This is a genomic window from Balneolaceae bacterium, from assembly GCA_034521445.1.
Taxonomy (GTDB): Bacteria; Bacteroidota; Rhodothermia; order Balneolales; family Balneolaceae; genus JAXHMM01.
Genome location: JAXHMM010000006.1, coordinates 212,642 through 228,260, shown reverse-complemented (window position 1 = coordinate 228,260; position 15,619 = coordinate 212,642). Strand labels below are relative to the sequence as shown.

General features: G+C 59.3%; 16 protein-coding genes. 5 read left to right on the top strand and 11 right to left on the bottom strand.

All coding sequences use genetic code 11. The annotated features are described in order from the left end of the window. Positions 1 to 23: 23 nt before the first annotated feature. From U5K31_08215 to U5K31_08180, 8 genes are all read right to left on the bottom strand, one after another. On the bottom strand, positions 24 to 1,106 hold the full coding sequence (locus U5K31_08215) for an ATP-binding protein (protein MDZ7772706.1): 1,083 nt from the start codon (positions 1,104 to 1,106) through the stop codon (positions 24 to 26). Beyond that, positions 1,106 to 1,786 (bottom strand): response regulator transcription factor, encoded by a 681-nt coding sequence (locus U5K31_08210; protein ID MDZ7772705.1) that lies wholly within the window; start codon positions 1,784 to 1,786, stop codon positions 1,106 to 1,108. Before U5K31_08210 ends, U5K31_08215 begins: the two co-directional genes overlap by 1 nt. A 104-nt stretch (positions 1,787 to 1,890) precedes the next feature. Next, on the bottom strand, positions 1,891 to 2,490 hold the full coding sequence (gene ruvA / locus U5K31_08205) for a Holliday junction branch migration protein RuvA (protein ID MDZ7772704.1): 600 nt from the start codon (positions 2,488 to 2,490) through the stop codon (positions 1,891 to 1,893). Positions 2,491 to 2,497: 7 nt separating this feature from the next. Further along, positions 2,498 to 3,073, bottom strand: a complete 576-nt coding sequence (gene ruvC, locus U5K31_08200; protein ID MDZ7772703.1) for a crossover junction endodeoxyribonuclease RuvC — start codon at positions 3,071 to 3,073, stop codon at positions 2,498 to 2,500. Between the two features lie 126 nt (positions 3,074 to 3,199). Next, a complete protein-coding gene (locus U5K31_08195; protein MDZ7772702.1) occupies positions 3,200 to 3,685 on the bottom strand; it encodes an ankyrin repeat domain-containing protein in 486 nt (161 codons plus the stop codon). Between the two features lie 345 nt (positions 3,686 to 4,030). After that, a complete protein-coding gene (locus U5K31_08190) occupies positions 4,031 to 5,050 on the bottom strand; it encodes a glycosyltransferase (protein ID MDZ7772701.1) in 1,020 nt (339 codons plus the stop codon). A 34-nt stretch (positions 5,051 to 5,084) separates the two neighbouring features. Continuing rightward, positions 5,085 to 6,422 carry an alanine/glycine:cation symporter family protein gene (locus U5K31_08185; protein MDZ7772700.1) on the bottom strand — a complete coding sequence of 446 codons (1,338 nt, stop codon included), beginning with the start codon at positions 6,420 to 6,422 and terminating at the stop codon, positions 5,085 to 5,087. Positions 6,423 to 6,493: 71 nt separating this feature from the next. Further along, positions 6,494 to 6,961, bottom strand: a complete 468-nt coding sequence (locus U5K31_08180; protein MDZ7772699.1) for a DinB family protein — start codon at positions 6,959 to 6,961, stop codon at positions 6,494 to 6,496. 146 nt (positions 6,962 to 7,107) lie between these two features. On the opposite strand from U5K31_08180, the gene U5K31_08175 reads away from it, so the two are divergent. Continuing rightward, positions 7,108 to 7,881, top strand: coding sequence for a type III pantothenate kinase (locus U5K31_08175; protein ID MDZ7772698.1), 774 nt, complete (start codon positions 7,108 to 7,110; stop codon positions 7,879 to 7,881). Here U5K31_08175 and U5K31_08170 read toward each other — a convergent pair. Further along, positions 7,878 to 8,552 carry a MarC family NAAT transporter gene (locus U5K31_08170; protein MDZ7772697.1) on the bottom strand — a complete coding sequence of 225 codons (675 nt, stop codon included), beginning with the start codon at positions 8,550 to 8,552 and terminating at the stop codon, positions 7,878 to 7,880. The genes U5K31_08175 and U5K31_08170 overlap by 4 nt on opposite strands. Before the next feature lie 49 nt (positions 8,553 to 8,601). Next, positions 8,602 to 9,360: a DUF2238 domain-containing protein gene (locus U5K31_08165; protein MDZ7772696.1), complete on the bottom strand. Its 759-nt coding sequence runs from the start codon at positions 9,358 to 9,360 to the stop codon at positions 8,602 to 8,604. A 153-nt stretch (positions 9,361 to 9,513) separates the two neighbouring features. Here U5K31_08165 and U5K31_08160 point away from each other — a divergent pair, with 153 nt between their 5' ends. Both U5K31_08160 and U5K31_08155 read left to right on the top strand, forming a co-directional pair. Beyond that, positions 9,514 to 9,987: a GAF domain-containing protein gene (locus tag U5K31_08160; protein MDZ7772695.1), complete on the top strand. Its 474-nt coding sequence runs from the start codon at positions 9,514 to 9,516 to the stop codon at positions 9,985 to 9,987. Beyond that, on the top strand, positions 9,984 to 10,253 hold the full coding sequence (locus tag U5K31_08155; GenBank protein MDZ7772694.1) for a hypothetical protein: 270 nt from the start codon (positions 9,984 to 9,986) through the stop codon (positions 10,251 to 10,253). Before U5K31_08160 ends, U5K31_08155 begins: the two co-directional genes overlap by 4 nt. An 85-nt stretch (positions 10,254 to 10,338) precedes the next feature. Here U5K31_08155 and uvrA read toward each other — a convergent pair whose 3' ends face one another. Next, positions 10,339 to 13,152, bottom strand: a complete 2,814-nt coding sequence (gene uvrA, locus U5K31_08150; GenBank protein ID MDZ7772693.1) for an excinuclease ABC subunit UvrA — start codon at positions 13,150 to 13,152, stop codon at positions 10,339 to 10,341. 203 nt (positions 13,153 to 13,355) lie between these two features. On the opposite strand from uvrA, the gene U5K31_08145 reads away from it, so the two are divergent. Both U5K31_08145 and U5K31_08140 read left to right on the top strand, forming a co-directional pair. Further along, on the top strand, positions 13,356 to 13,988 hold the full coding sequence (locus U5K31_08145; GenBank protein ID MDZ7772692.1) for a CPBP family intramembrane glutamic endopeptidase: 633 nt from the start codon (positions 13,356 to 13,358) through the stop codon (positions 13,986 to 13,988). 18 nt (positions 13,989 to 14,006) lie between these two features. Next, positions 14,007 to 15,431, top strand: a complete 1,425-nt coding sequence (locus tag U5K31_08140; GenBank protein MDZ7772691.1) for an aminotransferase class I/II-fold pyridoxal phosphate-dependent enzyme — start codon at positions 14,007 to 14,009, stop codon at positions 15,429 to 15,431. The last annotated feature ends 188 nt before the right edge of the window (positions 15,432 to 15,619 follow it).

Here is a 15,619-nt window from a genome sequence, read left to right as displayed (position 1 = left end):
TTTAAAGTCGTGTACCCGTCGGTCTATACGGCTACCTGTGTACGCTCCACGCGGGTAAGGGTGAAGCTGAAGGTGGAGCCAACGTTGGGTGTGCTTTCGATGAAAAACTCTTCCCCATGGGCTTCCATAATGTGCTTGACGATGGCCAGTCCAAGTCCGGTCCCCCCCTTTTCTCGAGATCGGGACTTGTCCACCCGGAAAAAGCGTTCGGTGACGCGGTTGATGAACTTTTGTTCGATACCGATTCCGGTATCCTCAACATAAACCAGCACGCGGTTATCGTTCTTCGACCAAGGCTTGGCCCCGACCGTTACGGCCCCTCCTTCCCTGTTATATTTAATGGCGTTTTCGATCAGGTTGATGAGTACCTGCTTGATCTGGTTGCGGTCGGCGCTCACCAGAATGTTTTTGTCGATCTCCTCGACCGAGATCTCCACGCCCTCCTTTTGTGCCTTGTATTGCAGGCTTTCTACCACATCCATGAGTACATCTCGCAGATAAATATCCTGTACCTCCGACTTGAGTTCGCCTGTCTCAAGCTTGGAGATCTCCATAAGGTCTTTGGTGAGATAGATGAGTCGGTTCACGTTGCGCATGGCTTTCTTGAGAAACTGCCGGTTCACCTCGTCGTCGTCGATGGCCCCGTTCAGTAGGGTTTCGATAAATCCCTGGATGGCGAATATGGGCGTTTTCAGCTCGTGAGAAATGTCGCCAATAAACTCCTTGCGGTAGTTTTCGATGCGGTTCAGGCGCTGGATCTCCCGCTCAACCGTTTTGCTGGCGCGGACCGACTGCTTGATGAGGTAGTCCAGTTCATCCCTGCCTTCTGTAGTCATGTCGCCGTACTCCTCGAAGCGCTTGCGGGCGATGTTGCGTGAGATGCGATTGAGGATCTCCAGTCTGGAGAACTGCACGTAGTAGATTACAAGGTAGATCACTCCGAAAGCGAACAGCAGGCAGGCTAGGCCCCCTCCCAGTGCCTGGACGGGGGAATAGCTGTCCACCAGGTAGAGTCCGAGAGCCGCCGCGGCGCCCAGGGCGAGGGAACTCCAGCCGGCGCTGCGGAAGGCTAGCCGGGAACTGCGCTGGAAGGGATTTTTTTTCATTACTCCTTGAAACGGTAGCCTACGCCTTTGACGGTTTCAATATAGTGGTCGCCCAGCTTCTCACGTATTTTACGCACGTGCACGTCCACCGTACGGTCCACCACGTAGATGTTGTCGCCCCAGACCTGGTTAAGCAGGGTCTGGCGGTCCATCACCTTGCCCTTTCGGCTGGCCAGGAAGAAGAGAAGTTCGAACTCCTTGCGGGGAAGCTGAAATTCCTCCTCTCCCTTGGTGACAATGTAGCGGTCTTTGTCAATTTCGATATCGTGAACTTCCAGCTTGTTGGTCGGTTCTTCGGTCTCTTCAAAGCGCCGTAGGACGGCTTTTATGCGTGAAATGAGCTTGGTGGTGCTGATGGGCTTGGTAATGTAGTCGTCCCCTCCCTTGTTGAGACCTTCTACCTCCGTCTTCTCATCGCCGCGGGCGGTTAGGAAGATAATGGGTATACGCTTCAGGTCCTCATCGTCGCGCATCACCTCAACTACTTCCATTCCGTCCATCTTGGGCATCATGATGTCCAGCAGCACAAGGTCGGGCGACTGCTCGCGCGCCACCTGGATGCCCTCCTCTCCGTCTTCGGCTTTCAGGACATCAAAGCCCTCTTTTTTCAGGTTGTACTCTATAAGGTCAAGCAGGTCCTGCTCATCGTCGACGACCAGGATGGTTTTCTTGTCAGACACGAAGTCGGGGCCTTGGTTGGTAAAAAGATACTATTCGTACATGCTGGGACTTTATAGTACGAAGGCCGCGCGGCAATATAAACCGGAAGGCCGTTAAATAATTGTTATCTCTTGGACTGTGCGAGGGCCCTTTTGACCAGTTCCTTTACGTCATCAGCGCCCCCGTTGTCCCTGGCGGCGGCCGCGACCGCCTTTTCTGCATCCTTTTTCTTGAAACCCAGCGATTCCAGGGCGGAGACGGCCTCCTCCTGCAGTCCACCCGACGGCGCGACGCTTCCATCGGGGAGGGGATCGGTGGCAAACTCGGCGATTTTGTCCTTCAGCTCCAGGATCATGCGCTCGGCGGTTTTCTTGCCGATGCCGCTGATCTGGGAGAGGGTGCCCTTGTCCTGCTGGACGATGGCGGAGGTGATCCGGTCGGCCGGCAGCCCGGAAAGGATGGTGAGTCCAAGCTTGGGCCCCACACCCTTCACGGTGACAAGCAGCTCGAAGAGGTCCTTCTCTTCCTGCGTATGGAAGCCAAACAGGCGCAGATCGTTGTCGGTTACATGGGTGTGCACAAGGAGGTCGGCCACCTCGCCAGCCTCAGGAAGGCTCTCCAGGGTCTGGCTGGAAATTTCCAGCTCGTAGCCCACGTTGCGTACGTCCAGGATGAGCCGGTTGCTCTCCTTCAAGTGTACTGTACCTTTAAGGTATGCGATCATGGGCGGTCTATTTGACGCGGTCGGGATTCTTTTTTACGAACTGCTCCCAGCTGGAAACGCTGCGGTTCTGTTGCTTGCGGCGGGAGCCTCCTTGCATGCGTCCGTCGGAGGACTGTTTCATCAGGTGGCACCAGGCCACGGCAAGGGCGTCTGTGGCGTCGTCGGGAAGGTCTTCGTCGGGAAGGCGGACGGTCTGCCGCAGCATGTACGCCACCTGCTTTTTGTCCGCGTTGCCGTTGCCTGTGATGGACTTCTTGACTTCCTTGGGGTAGTATTCGGTCACTGCCAGGCCGTTGCTGGTGATGGCCAGCATGGCGGCGGCCTGGGCTCGTCCCAGTTTCAGCATGGCGAGGGGGTCCACCCCGTAAACGGGGGTCTCCACAGCGCAGGCGTCCGGTTCAAAGGAACGGACAATCTCGGATACCCGCTCGAAGATAAGCTGCAGACGGTCGGCGTGGTCGTCCAGGTGGGACAGGCGTATTACGTCGCATCGCATGGCCACCAGCACCCCCTCCTTCCGGGTCAGAATGGAGAACCCGGTGTTGCGGGAGCCCGGGTCGATGCCGAGGATGATTTCTGCCATAATGAGCGGGTTCGTGCCGTTTTACGCAATATAACGTATTGGACGGAGCTATCCATAGGGGGCAAAAAAAAGCCTCCCGCGGCGTTGGCCGGGGGAGGCTCCAGGTGGTGATCTATGCTTAGAGAGCTACTTGGCCAGAAGGGGTCTGACCGGTTGGCTTTGGATCAAACGTACAACTTCCTCGTAACCAAACTTTGAGGCCAGGGTTAAGGCTGTGTTACCATTTCCGTCGATATGACCGGTACGGGCGCCGTGGCGAAGCAGGGATTCGACCACGGAAACGAGCCCATGCTCGGATGCGATCATCAGCGCGGTGCGTCCCGCCTCGTTGGTGTGGTTGATCTCCGGCTCGTTGGCGAGGACGATCTTCAGGATGCGGGGGTTGCCGATCTTGGCGGCCAGCATCAGGGGGCTATTGCCCTTCTCGTCCACGGTATCGACCGGGGCGCCCTCGGCCAGCAGGAGATTGAGACTGATGTAGTCAATACTCTCTATGGCTTCGAATAGATTATTTTTCAGGGTGAAATCTTCGTCTCCGGTCTGCTGCCAGCCCATGGCCAGCGCGGGGATCAGGAGAAGTGCGGCAAGGAAAAATCCCTTGATTGTGTTCATTACTATGGGGTCGTGATTTTTGTGTTTATCGTCAGTGTGAGCCGTCCGGAAGGAGAAATCTCTTCTCTGTGTCGCTTCCCTTTCGGGACGGACCAAAGGTACGCCGATGGGGCCCAAATAGTTTCGGATTCCGAAGGCCTGTTTCAGAAACAGAATGCTTTAGTCAGGGACGTCAGATGGGCTAACTAAATAAGGTATTATTCATTATTAGATTAATTGTTTCGGCGTATAGATGAATTTTGGGCGACTTGCCTAAACTATTAAATTTGAGTGAAAGGCGGGCCCGGCGCCGCAAGGGTGCCTGTGTTGTGCGAAGAGCCTACCGGAAGCGCCGAAAGGGTGTCTTCAGGCCGCAAAAATAAAGTCGTCTACCTCCCGGTAGCCGCGGGTGGTGAGGTCTTTGCGGATCATACTGTTGGCTCCGTGGCGGCCCACGTAGGAGACCACGAAGCGGCGGCCGGGGTTCGGCAGGTCATCGGGGGACCAAACCGGACGGCCGTGGACCGTATTCCCGATCTTGTTGGGATCGATGTCCACGTAGTGAGTGATCTCCACTCCGTGCGGGCAGAGAAGCTCCGCCCGTTTGCGGGTGGTGCGGCCCGCGCCCCAGATCACCACCTCGGGGTGGCGGGGATTATTGCGTTTCAGCCAGCGTGCAAGATAGCCTGCCTTGATCCGGTAAAAAGCCTCGAATGCGTAGCGGGCGTCGGTGCGGGAGAGGCGGCCAGGCTCGTCCCTCCAGAGTAGCAGCTCCTGCTCAACCTTCTGCATGCGCACGCCTGCCTCCAGCCAGCGCAGCCAGAGTTCGTAGTCCTCGGGGAAGTCCCCGTCTCGGTAGCCCCCATATTTGCGGAGGGTCCCGGCTCGGAACATGACGGAAGGGTGCGCCAGCGGCGACTCGATAAAGCGGCTGCGCGCGATCTCATCGTGTCCGGTCAGGGAGTTGATCCAGCGCACATGGCGCGCATAACCGGCGGTCTCCTCCTCCTCGCCCAGGTGGCGGACCAGGCAGGAGGCCAGACCGGTGTCCGGGCTGCGGTCCAGAAGCTTTTTCTGCAGTTCAAGTCGTCGGGGCATTGAGCGGTCGTCGCCGTCCATGCGCGCCAGCAGCGGGGCACGCGCGGCCTCCACGCCGTCATTGAGGGAGGGAACGATCCCGCGGTGTTCCCGGAAGAGGGGACGAATGCGCGGGTCCCGGCCGGCCCACTGCCGCAGTTTCTCCGCCGATCCGTCGGTGGAACCGTCGTCCACCGCCACCAGCTCCCAGTCTTGCAGGCTCTGCGAGCAGATACTCTCCACAGCTTCGTCCAGGGTGCCGGCGGCGTTGTAGACCGGGAGTATGACCGATACGGATGGTTTGTCCATTACGCTATCGGCTTGGCATTCGGCAGAACAGGATCTACTTGTAGGTCTCGAAGGTGTCCAGGCGAGAGAAGTAGTCTTTGGCCGCCGCCTTGACCTTGGGCGCCAGTATCAGGGCGGTGATCATGGTGGGTATGGCCATCACGGCGAACATGCCGTCGATAAGGTGGATGACCGACATGATGGTGGTTACCGCGCCCAGTACAATGGAGCCTACGTAGAAGTAGTTGTACCAGTGTTGCCGCTCGGCTCCTATGAGAAATCCAAGGCATTTGGTGCCGTAGTAGGAGTAGGTGAACATCGAACTGAAGGCGAAGATGGTCACACAGAGCACCAGCAGGTAGGGACCTATGGGACCCAGGGCGTCGCCGAAGGCGGCGGCCGTGAGGGCGATGCCGTTTTCGCTGCCGGTCTGCCACTCGCCGGTCACCAGGATGGCCATGGCGGTCATGGTGCATACGAGGAGGGTGTCGATGGCCGGCCCGAGCATGGCCACCAGTCCTTCCCGAATCGGCTCCTTGGTCTTGGCAGCCCCGTGGGCCAGGGTGGCGGTCCCGATGCCCGCCTCGTTGGAAAAGGCGGCGCGCTTGAAGCCCGTCACGATGATCTGGTAGACAGCCCCGCCCATGGCGGCCTCAGCGGTGAAGGCATCGCTGAAAATGTAGCCGAGATAGTAGCCCAGCTGGTCGTAGTTGACGGCCAGAATAATAAGCACCAGGCCCACGTAAAGCACCACCATGGCGGGCACCATGCGGGAAGCCACCCGCCCGATGCGCTTGATGCCGCCAAAGATCACGATGGAGACCAGCACCAGCAGGACCAAACCAGTAATAAAGTCGCCCATGAAATGGGCCTCGGCCGTGACCCAGCCGTTGGGCATATAGATTACATCGCGCAGGGCCTGCGTGAGCTGGTTGGCCTGGAAGATGGGCAGTGCGCCAAAGAGTCCCCCGATGGAGAAAATCACCGCCAGCGGTTTCCATTTTTTCCCCAGTCCCTCGACCACCATATACATGGTGCCCCCCTGGATGTGGCCTGCCGAATCCCTGCCGCGATACATGATGGAGAGGGTGCAGGTAAAAAACTTGGTTGCGATGCCGAAAAAGGCGCTCACCCACATCCAGAAGACTGCGCCGGGTCCCCCGACGGCGATAGCTACGGCCACCCCGCTGATATTGCCGAGTCCAACGGTGGCGGCAAGGGCGCTGGAGAGGGCCTCGAAGTGGTTGATATCACCGGGATCGTCCGGATCGTCGTACTTGCCCCGGAGCACGTTCAGGGCGTGTCCCAGATGGCGGAAGGGCACAAAGCCCGAGTAGAACATGAAGAAGATCCCGCCTCCGCAGAGGAGGACCACCAGGGGCATGCCCCACATGAAGCTGGAAAATTCGGAAAGAATCTGTTCAAAAACTTGCAGGGCGGTGTCCTCCTATAGGTTGGTTGGGGTCAGTCTTCAAGCTGGCGCAGATAGAAGATGTAATCGGTGCCGGGCGGCTCTAAGCCGCTGCGGCGCATCTCACGGGCCGCCTGGGCGCGGTGGTGTTGTCCGTGGATGATCACATGGTGCAGGATGTCTGATTTCATGGTGCGGAACTCCCTGCCGCTGCTGTTGGTGTAGACGATCTTTTCGTCCAATGAGCCGGACCGATTGCGCAGCAGGGTTTCCCAGCGGTCTTCCATGTACCGCAGCTTTTCGCGGCAGGCGGCCAGGCTATAGTCAGGCCAGAGCGGGGTGTCGCTCCACTCTCCCGTAATGCGACCGTACCATATCTCCTGGGCGGCCGCAAGGTGGCCCATCAGTTTCTCGGCCTCCTCCAATCCGCCGGCCTCCGTGGCTTTGAGGGAGGCGAGCATGCGCTCGTTGGCCCAGGCGTCGTAGCGGAAAAGTTTCTGCAGGCGTTCGACTGAATTCATGGCTTGGTGCGGTGACGGGGCCCGCATGCGCGGGCCTGGGTTCGAGTCCTATTATACAAAATTTCGCGGGCGATACAACGCATTCGGGCTCTGGATTTCTCAGGCCTATCTTCTATATTTCCCTTTTCCCAATCCAACGCATCCATATGCTACTGACCATCGACGTCGGCAACAGCAACATCGTCATGGGCACCCACGAAGGCGGGGCCTGGTCCCGTCACTGGCGCCTGGGTACCGATGCCAACCGCACCACCGACGAGTACGGCGTGCTCTTCCACAACCTGTTCGGGGAAGCCGGCATGGCCTACGGGGATCTTGACAACGTAATTATCGGCAGCGTGGTGCCCCAGCTCACCGCCACCATGAACGAGGTCTTTTCGTCGCGCGCCGGCCTGGAGCCCATCATACTGAACCACCGTACCGATACCGGCATTCGGGTGGACACCGCTCAACCCGCCGCCACCGGAGCAGATCTGATCGCGGGCGCTGCGGGCGCCTGGCACCAGTACGGGGAGGCCTGTATTGTGGTCGACTTTGGCACGGCCACCACCGTTATGGCGGTCACCGGGAAAGGCAGTCTGGTAGGCGGGGCCATCTCAGCCGGACTGAAGGTAACCGTGGACGCTCTGGTGGGCAAGGCGGCTCAGCTATCGCAGATTCCGCTGGAGCCCCCCAAGCGCATCACCGCCGCCGGCACCGTCGAGGCCATGCAGTCAGGACTTTTTATGGGACACCTCTGCATGATCGAGGGATTGGTGGCCCGCATGATAGAGGAGGTGGGTCCGTCAAGAGTCATCGCCACCGGGGGACTGGCCGAGTTGCTTGCCCCGCATACCTCCTGCTTCGATGTGGTGGATCCCATGCTCACACTGGACGGGCTGAAGATCATTGCCGGACGTGTGCTGGGGCGCACCTTCTAGCCCAGGCCGTAGAAGCGGCTTATGCCGCTCAGGATAAATTGCACCGCGATGGCCATGGCCAGGAAGCCCATCATGCGCGTGACCGCACTCATGCCCGAGGGACCGATGTAGCGGGCCGAGAAGGGGGCTATCCGCAGGAAGAGGTAGGCGATAAGCGCTACCAGCACGATGGCGGCAGTGACCACCGCCAGGTCCATCACGCCTGCCGCCTGCGAGGCGAGTCCGATAACAACGGCGATGCTGCCGGGACCGGAAAGCATGGGCATGGCCAAGGGACTGAAAGAGACGTCCGCCTTGTTCTTGGCCGCCTCCTGGTCTTCTGCCGAAAGTTTTGCGCGCTTGTCCGGACCGAGCATGTCCCACGCCGCCCGCAGGATGATGAGTCCCCCGGCAACGCGGATGCCGGAAAGACTGATGCCGAAAAAATTCATGATATAGGTTCCGCCCAGCAGGAAGACCGTCAGCACTGCGAACATGTAGAAGGAGGCCTTCTTGGCGATGGTGGCGCGTTCCTGGGGGTTGTTTTCTTCGGTAAGGCTCAGGAAGACCGGCATGGCCGCCAGGGGATTGGCCACGGAGATTATGGAGGTGAAGGAAGCCAGGAAGAGGGTGACGGTACCCATAAGGTAGCTGGTCACCGCGGAGCTTTCGGGAAAAAGAGATTCTAACATAGCTTGCAAAATTAGGAAACAGGGCAATGAAAAGGAACAGCCGGGCAAGCTATTTTTTCCCGGCCTTCCCGCGGCGTCGGATCAGCCGCCCGATCTCTTCTTCGCCCAGGGGTCCCGACTGGTCCGGCCGCAGGCTTTCCCTCCACTCCTCGCGGAAATCGTCCTGTATGGCCAGGTTCAGTCCGGCGGTGATGCCCATGGCCAGCAGCGCCCCCAGACTGGCCAGGGCCATGTCCTTGTGGGCATCCCAGACATCGCCCTGCGTGCCGAGATAGGCCATGCCCAGTTCCCCCCCGAAGACCATGGCCACGCCCCACTCCAGCAGCTCGAAGACCATGGAGGAGGCCATCACCAGGTCCAGGGGAAAAAAGTAGGACCAGAACCCACGGGTCAGGGCCACACGGCAGTAAAGTTCACGAACGGGGTAGGCCAGAAGCAGTCCGTAGCTGAAGTGGACCATACGGTCAAAGTGGTTGCGTTCCCACCCCATGGCTTCGTTGAGGCTGAATCCGAAGGCCGAGCGAAGCCAGGCGTCGTAGGGTACCTGCGCGTAGGTGTAATGGGCGCCGATCTCGTGCAGGAAGAGAAAGGCGAAGATGAGCAGGTAGGAAATGCGTGAGAGGGGAAACCAGCGCCAGGTGGCGTAGAGGACGGGCACAGCCAGGAAGACCAGGATGTTTTCGAGCAGCCAGTCGGCCCGGTCATGGGGGGCAATAGCCAGCAGCAGGAATTCGGCCAGCAGGAGTCCTCCCAGCACCAGCAGCAGCCGGTCGCGACTTACCTTTCCCAGTGTGCTGAGTACGTTCATGGGGGAGAGACTTTGGGTGCGAATGCACCAGTATAACAACAACACCAGTCAGTGGAAAGTAAGCAGTCGGCCGGGAATGCGGCCGGTTCTTTTATCCCGACTCAGAAGTCCTTAGATTTGGGTCTTATCGTAATGAACAACCCATGACCGTTCATGAATACCTCTTTCACTCTCGCCACTGACGAGCTGCTGAGCAGCGTGGACCGACTCATCTCAGAGGGCGGCGGACGCGACAAGGTACTCCTTGGTATCTGCCGACTCCTGGCTGACTCCGTAGAGGTGTTCGACTGGGTGGGTTTCTACCTGGTGGACCCAGAGGCCGAGCGAGAGCTGGTGCTGGGACCCTATGTGGGCGAGGAGACCGACCACACCCGCATTCCCTTCGGCAAAGGCATCTGCGGGCAGGCGGCCGAGTCGCTGGAGACTTTCGTGGTGCAGGATGTCAGCCAGGCCGACAACTACCTGGCCTGCAGCATGGACGTTCAAGCGGAGATCGTGGTGCCTGTGATGAACGGCGATTCCTTCGTGGGCGAGCTCGACATCGATTCCCACACTCGCGGCTCCATCACTGAGGCGCACCGGGAGCTCTGCGAGGCGATCTGCGAACGCGTAGCCCCATTGATGTGACCTCCCGTAACCGCTGGAAATATCTTTTCATCGGGCTGGTGCTGGTGCTGGCCCTCTTTGCCCTGGCCGACTCCCTGGGATTTTTTAACCCCAAGCCTTACACGGCGGTCTCGCACGGCTCTCACTTTCACTACGTGCCCCATGATCGCAATCCCGACATCGGCATTCACGAATTTCCACAGGAGGAACCCGGTCCCGGCGAGGTCATCACGTCACAGGGCGAGATCGTGAGGACCGACAGCCTCCCCACTGCAAACGGCCAGTAACTCGACGCCCCCCCGTGGTATACGCGGCGAACGTTGCGGATGCGGAATTCGGGAACGATTTCCTTGCCGGTGCTTCACTTTGGGATCAGAGGACCGGCTTCAGGTACTTGCCGGTATGACTCTCTTCCACCTCCGCGATCTCCTCGGGCGTGCCTGTGGCCACGATCTGTCCCCCGGCGAAACCGCCTTCGGGACCGATGTCAATGATCCAGTCTGCGCACTTGATCACGTCCAGGTTGTGCTCGATGATGATCACCGAATGGCCTTCGTCCACCAGCCGGTTGAAGGAGTCCAGCAGCTTGGAGATGTCTTCGAAGTGCAGGCCGGTGGTGGGTTCGTCGAAGAAGTAGAGCGTATGATCGCCGACGGACTTGGCCAGGAATTTGGCCAGCTTGACACGCTGGGCCTCTCCGCCGGATAGCGTGGTGGCGCTCTGCCCCAGTTTCAGGTAACCCAGCCCCACGTCCTCCATGGGCTGCAGGCGGCTGGTAATGCTCTGCTCGTCCACGAAGAACTCCAGGGCTTCCGATACCGACATCTCCAGTACGTCGTGGATGTTTTTGCCGCGGTATTTTACCTGCAGCACGTCCTTGCGGTAGCGCTTGCCGCCGCAGGCCTCGCAGGTCAGCTCGATGTCGGCCATGAACTGCATTTCGATCTTCTGAATGCCCTCGCCTTGACAGTTCTCGCAGCGTCCCCCAGGCACGTTGAAAGAGAAATGGCCGGGCTCATAGCCCATGATCTTCGATTGGCGGGTATCGGCGAAGAGGTCGCGTATGCCGTCAAAGGCCTTGGTGTAGGTGGCCGGGTTGGACCGGGAGGACCGGCCGATGGGCGACTGGTCCACCATCTCCACTGAATCTATATGGTGAGTGCCCTTGAGACCCCTGTGACGTCCCACCTTATCGTTGTAGGTGCCCATGCGCTTCTGCATGCCGGCATAGAGGGTATCGTGCACCAGGGTAGACTTGCCGGAACCGCTCACCCCGGTGACGCAGACCAGCTTGCCCAGGGGAAACTCAACGTTGAGGCTCTTCAGATTGTGTTCGGCGGCGCCCTCAAGCAGCAGGTGCTTGTCGGAGCCGGGCCGGCGTTTTTCCGGCACGGGAATCTCCTTGCGGCCGCTAAGATATTTTCCGGTGAGGGTCTTCGACTCCAGCAGCTCCTCGTAGGTACCGGTAAAACTTATTTCACCGCCGTGCACCCCGGCAAAGGGTCCGATGTCGATGATATTGTCGGCCGAGCGGATCATCTCCGGGTCGTGCTCCACCACGAGCACGGTGTTGCCGATGTCGCGCAGCGACTTCATGATGTTGATGAGACGTTCGTTGTCACGGGGGTGGAGCCCAATGGTGGGCTCGTCCAGCACATAGAGGCTGCCGATAAGGGAGCTTCCCAGCGAATTGGCCAGGCTGATGCGCTGCGATTCGCCCCCGCTGAGGGTGTTGGCAAGCCGGTTGAGTGTGAGATACTCAAGTCCCACCTCGTCCAGGTACTTCAGTCGCTTTCGTATTTCGTAGAGCACCTGCTCAGCCACCTCCTTCTCGAATTCCGTCAATTCCAGGTTCTCGAAAAAGTCGCGGGCGTGTCCGATGCTCATTTCGGAGACTTCTCCGATGTGTCGGCCGTTTACCTTTACATGGAGGGCGTCGGGGCGCACCCGGTAGCCGTTGCAGTTGGGACAGCGGGAGTAGCCCCGGTAGCGTGAGTAGAAGACACGCATGTGTACCTTGTAAGACTGGCTCTTGATGTCCTCGAAAAACGAGTGGAGCCCCGTGTACTCGTCCTTACCGTTCCAGATAATCTCCTTCATCTTGTCGGAGAGGTCCTGGTAGGGGGTGTCGATGGGGAGGCTGTAGCGGGCGGCCACTTTGATCAGGTCGCGAAGATGGCGGCTGAATTTCTGGCCGCTGTAGGGAGCTAGTGCCCCGTCGCGTATGGTCAGTTCAGGATCGGGGATAACCAGGTCTTCGTCGATGCCGGCTACCCGGCCGAAGCCTTCGCATGTGTCGCAGGCCCCGTAGGGATTGTTGAAGGAGAACATCTGGGGGGAGGGCTCCTCGAACTCCATGCCGTCGCGTTCGAACCGCTCGCTGAAACGCAGCTCCTCGCCGCCGCGGATTTTCATAGAGCAACGGCCGTGTCCCTCCTGGAATGCGGTTTCCAGGGAGCCTGCGATGCGGCTTCGACTGTCCTCATCCGTTTTCACAGCGAGGCGGTCCACCAGTACGCGAAAGCTGTGCGGGTCCACCGATTCGGCGGCCTCCTCTACCCCGCTGGTCAGGTCGGTTACGGACTCATCCTTCATGTCGAGCAGGCGCGTGAAGCCCTTTTCCTTGAGTACCTTGAACTCGTCCACCAGCTCCTTGTCCTCGTGGCGAGGGATGGGAAAGAGCACGTAAAACTTGGTGTCTTCTCCGTACTTGTCAACTAACTCTGCAATGGCCGTCCTGGTGGTGTCCTTGTGGACCTCCTCACCGCTCTCCGGGGAGATGGTGAGGCCGATACGGGCCCAGAGAAGCCGTATGTAGTCATAGATTTCGGTGGTGGTGCCAACCGTGGACCTGGGATTCGTGGAGGTGGTCTTCTGCTGGATGGCCATGGCAGGGGAGATACCCTGTATGAAATCCACATCGGGTTTGTCCATGCGCTCCAGGAACTGACGGGCGTAGCTGGAGAGGCTCTCCACGTAACGGCGCTGCCCTTCGGCGTAGATGGTGTCAAAGGCCAAGCTGGACTTGCCCGATCCCGAGACGCCGGTGATTACCGTCATGCGGTTGCGGGGGATCTCGACGTCAACGTTCTTGAGGTTGTGGACCCTGGCTCCCTTTACGACAATGGGTCGGTCCTGATGTTGGGTGGGTTCCTGCTGCTCGGCGATCGATTCGGTCTGCGACATGCACGCGTGCGTTTGGGCATTCAAATAAACAGGTTAATATACGAATTTTACGCGCAACCATGAGGTTTTGAAAGGTGTGAAAAAGACCTCACCTTGAAGCGGCGCGCTACGGCAACAGCAGCCCGACGGCGGACGTTCAATGCGCGGTTCCCGGCGCCTGTCCGGCAAGACAACAACCTGAAACGATATAATACCATTGTGGCATGAACCTGCGGACGGTACGTCTTACAGCAGAGTGGGCGGCCTTCTTCTTTCTGGTGCCCCTCCTCTTCTATTTCGATCTGCTGCCCGTGCCCAAGGTGCTGGCCCTGGTGGCCGCCTCCCTGGGCATTGCCGCCGCCCTCTGGCGCGATGCCGGTTATTCCTTTGCCGGCGACTGGAAGGGGGAGGCCGGTGCGGGTGAATGGAAGAGCCTGGCCCTGCGCGGGTGCGCCGTGGCCGCTGCCATCCTCACGCTCACCCTGCTGGTGCAGCCCGGGCAGCTGCTGGGCTTCCCTCAAGGGGCCCCCTGGCGCTGGGGCATGGTCATGCTGCTCTATCCCTTTCTGTCCGCCCTCCCCCAGGAATTACTCTACCGCAGCTGGTTCTTCAGGCGCTACCGTCCCCTTTTCGGGGCGGAGGCCGGCATGGTGCTGGCCAGCGCGCTCTCCTTCTCCTTTCTGCACGTGATCTACGACAATCCCTGGGCGCTTGGATTGTCCTTTGCCGGCGGCCTTCTTTTTGCGAGCACCTACCGTCGCAGCCGATCCCTGATGGTGGTGGCCGCCGAGCATGCCCTCTACGGCTGCCTGGTATTCACCATCGGAATGGGGGGGTATTTCTACGAACCCTTTTAAGCTGTACCTTTCTTCTGCATGACCCTGGACTTCGACGACAAGCAGTTTGATACCGCTCTCCGCAAGGCGGGTGACCTGGTGAAGGAGCTCTACCGCGAGGACTCCGACCGGCCGGTCTTTGCCGGCAAGTCTGCCGAGGAGGTGATCCGTCTCTTCGACGAACCCCTGCCGGAAGAGTCTGAACCTGTGGAGAAGGTTCTGGACCGCGTACGCGAGCAGGTATTCGGAACCATGACCCGCAGCATGGGACCCCGATATTTCGGTTACATTACCGGCGGAGGGAACCAGGTGGCCGTGCTGGCCGAGATGATCAAGGCCTCTCTCAACCAGAACAATCTCAAATGGCACTCCTCGCCTGTCAGTACAGAAATGGAGCGGCTGGTGATGCGCTGGGTGGCCGAGTTCACCGGTTATCCGATCGACAGTGCCGGCGTTCTGTTAAGCGGGGGCTCGGTGGCCAACTTCAACTGCATGGCGGTTGCGCGTACCGTCAAAGCTCCGGCCAACGTCTCCGCCGAAGGACTCTACGGCTCCAAGCCGCTGACGGTCTACGTCTCCGAGGAGGGGCACTCCTCCTTTGACAAGGCGGTGGATATGCTGGGCATAGGCCGCAACTACTTGCGTAAAGTACCGGTAGACGAGGAACTGCGCATCGACCTGGAGGCGCTGGAGCGCCTGATCGATCGCGACCGGAATGCGGGTTTCCATCCCATATGCGCCATAGGTGTGGCAGGCACCACCAACAACGGGGCGGTGGACGATCTCGACGGGGTGGCCGACATCTGCGAGAAGCACGACCTGTGGTACCACGTGGATGCCGCCTACGGGGGGCCTGCCGCGAGGGTGGAGGGAGTCTCTCACCTCTTCTCCGGACTGGAGCGGGCCGACTCACTCGTGGTCAACCCCCACAAGTGGCTCTACGTGCCTTTCGAGGCAGGGGGCGCGTTGGTCCGCAATCCTGAACACCTGCGTGCTACGTTCAGCACCATTCCTGACTACCTCAGGTCGGACCGCGGGGACGACGGCCGCACAGACCTGATGGAATACAACCTGCCGCTCACCAAGGAGTTCAAGGCACTTAAGGTGTGGATGACCCTTAAAACCTACGGCGCACGCCGCCTGCGAGAGTCCATTCGAAGGGATATTGACAGGGCGGACATGCTGGCTTTGATGGTGGAGGAGCACCCCCGAATGGAGATGATGGCCCCGGCTCCCCTTTCCATTGTATGCTTCCGCTACAATCCAGGCGGGAAGGACCCCGATGAATTGGATCGTCTCAACGAACGTATAGCACGGGAGGTGGAGCAGGATGGCCGTATATTCCTGACTGCTACGCGTATCTGCGGCCGCGCCGCCCTCCGCACCTGCTTTATAAACCACCGCACGCGGGAACAGGATGTGCGCCTCATCGTGGAGGTTGTGGACGAACTGGGAGCCGGTTGAGAGGCCTTCGCCGTCCATCCGCCCGTTCGTATAATTGCCCGAGAATACTTAGATTAAGGAGTAATGGAGTTAGGGCATGCCTTGGTTAAACGGGTAAATTTCCTTACCTTTTTTAATCTTTTTACAAGGCCTCAGAGGCCTTGTATTTTATTGAAATAGCTACGCTTACAAGCAGGAAATAAGCAAGA

Bases quoted from the DNA above. Each gene is read 5' to 3' on its own strand.
- U5K31_08215 (MDZ7772706.1), bottom strand. From the start codon at position 1,106: ATGAAAAAAAATCCCTTCCAGCGCAGTTCCCGGCTAGCCTTCCGCAGC.
- ruvA (MDZ7772704.1), bottom strand. From the start codon at position 2,490: ATGATCGCATACCTTAAAGGTACAGTACACTTGAAGGAGAGCAACCGG.
- ruvC (MDZ7772703.1), bottom strand. From the start codon at position 3,073: ATGGCAGAAATCATCCTCGGCATCGACCCGGGCTCCCGCAACACCGGG.
- U5K31_08195 (MDZ7772702.1), bottom strand. From the start codon at position 3,685: ATGAACACAATCAAGGGATTTTTCCTTGCCGCACTTCTCCTGATCCCC.
- U5K31_08190 (MDZ7772701.1), bottom strand. From the start codon at position 5,050: ATGGACAAACCATCCGTATCGGTCATACTCCCGGTCTACAACGCCGCC.
- U5K31_08185 (MDZ7772700.1), bottom strand. From the start codon at position 6,422: ATGTGGGGCATGCCCCTGGTGGTCCTCCTCTGCGGAGGCGGGATCTTC.
- U5K31_08180 (MDZ7772699.1), bottom strand. From the start codon at position 6,961: ATGAATTCAGTCGAACGCCTGCAGAAACTTTTCCGCTACGACGCCTGG.
- U5K31_08175 (MDZ7772698.1), top strand. From the start codon at position 7,108: ATGCTACTGACCATCGACGTCGGCAACAGCAACATCGTCATGGGCACC.
- U5K31_08170 (MDZ7772697.1), bottom strand. From the start codon at position 8,552: ATGTTAGAATCTCTTTTTCCCGAAAGCTCCGCGGTGACCAGCTACCTT.
- U5K31_08165 (MDZ7772696.1), bottom strand. From the start codon at position 9,360: ATGAACGTACTCAGCACACTGGGAAAGGTAAGTCGCGACCGGCTGCTG.
- U5K31_08160 (MDZ7772695.1), top strand. From the start codon at position 9,514: ATGAATACCTCTTTCACTCTCGCCACTGACGAGCTGCTGAGCAGCGTG.
- uvrA (MDZ7772693.1), bottom strand. From the start codon at position 13,152: ATGTCGCAGACCGAATCGATCGCCGAGCAGCAGGAACCCACCCAACAT.
- U5K31_08145 (MDZ7772692.1), top strand. From the start codon at position 13,356: ATGAACCTGCGGACGGTACGTCTTACAGCAGAGTGGGCGGCCTTCTTC.
- U5K31_08140 (MDZ7772691.1), top strand. From the start codon at position 14,007: ATGACCCTGGACTTCGACGACAAGCAGTTTGATACCGCTCTCCGCAAG.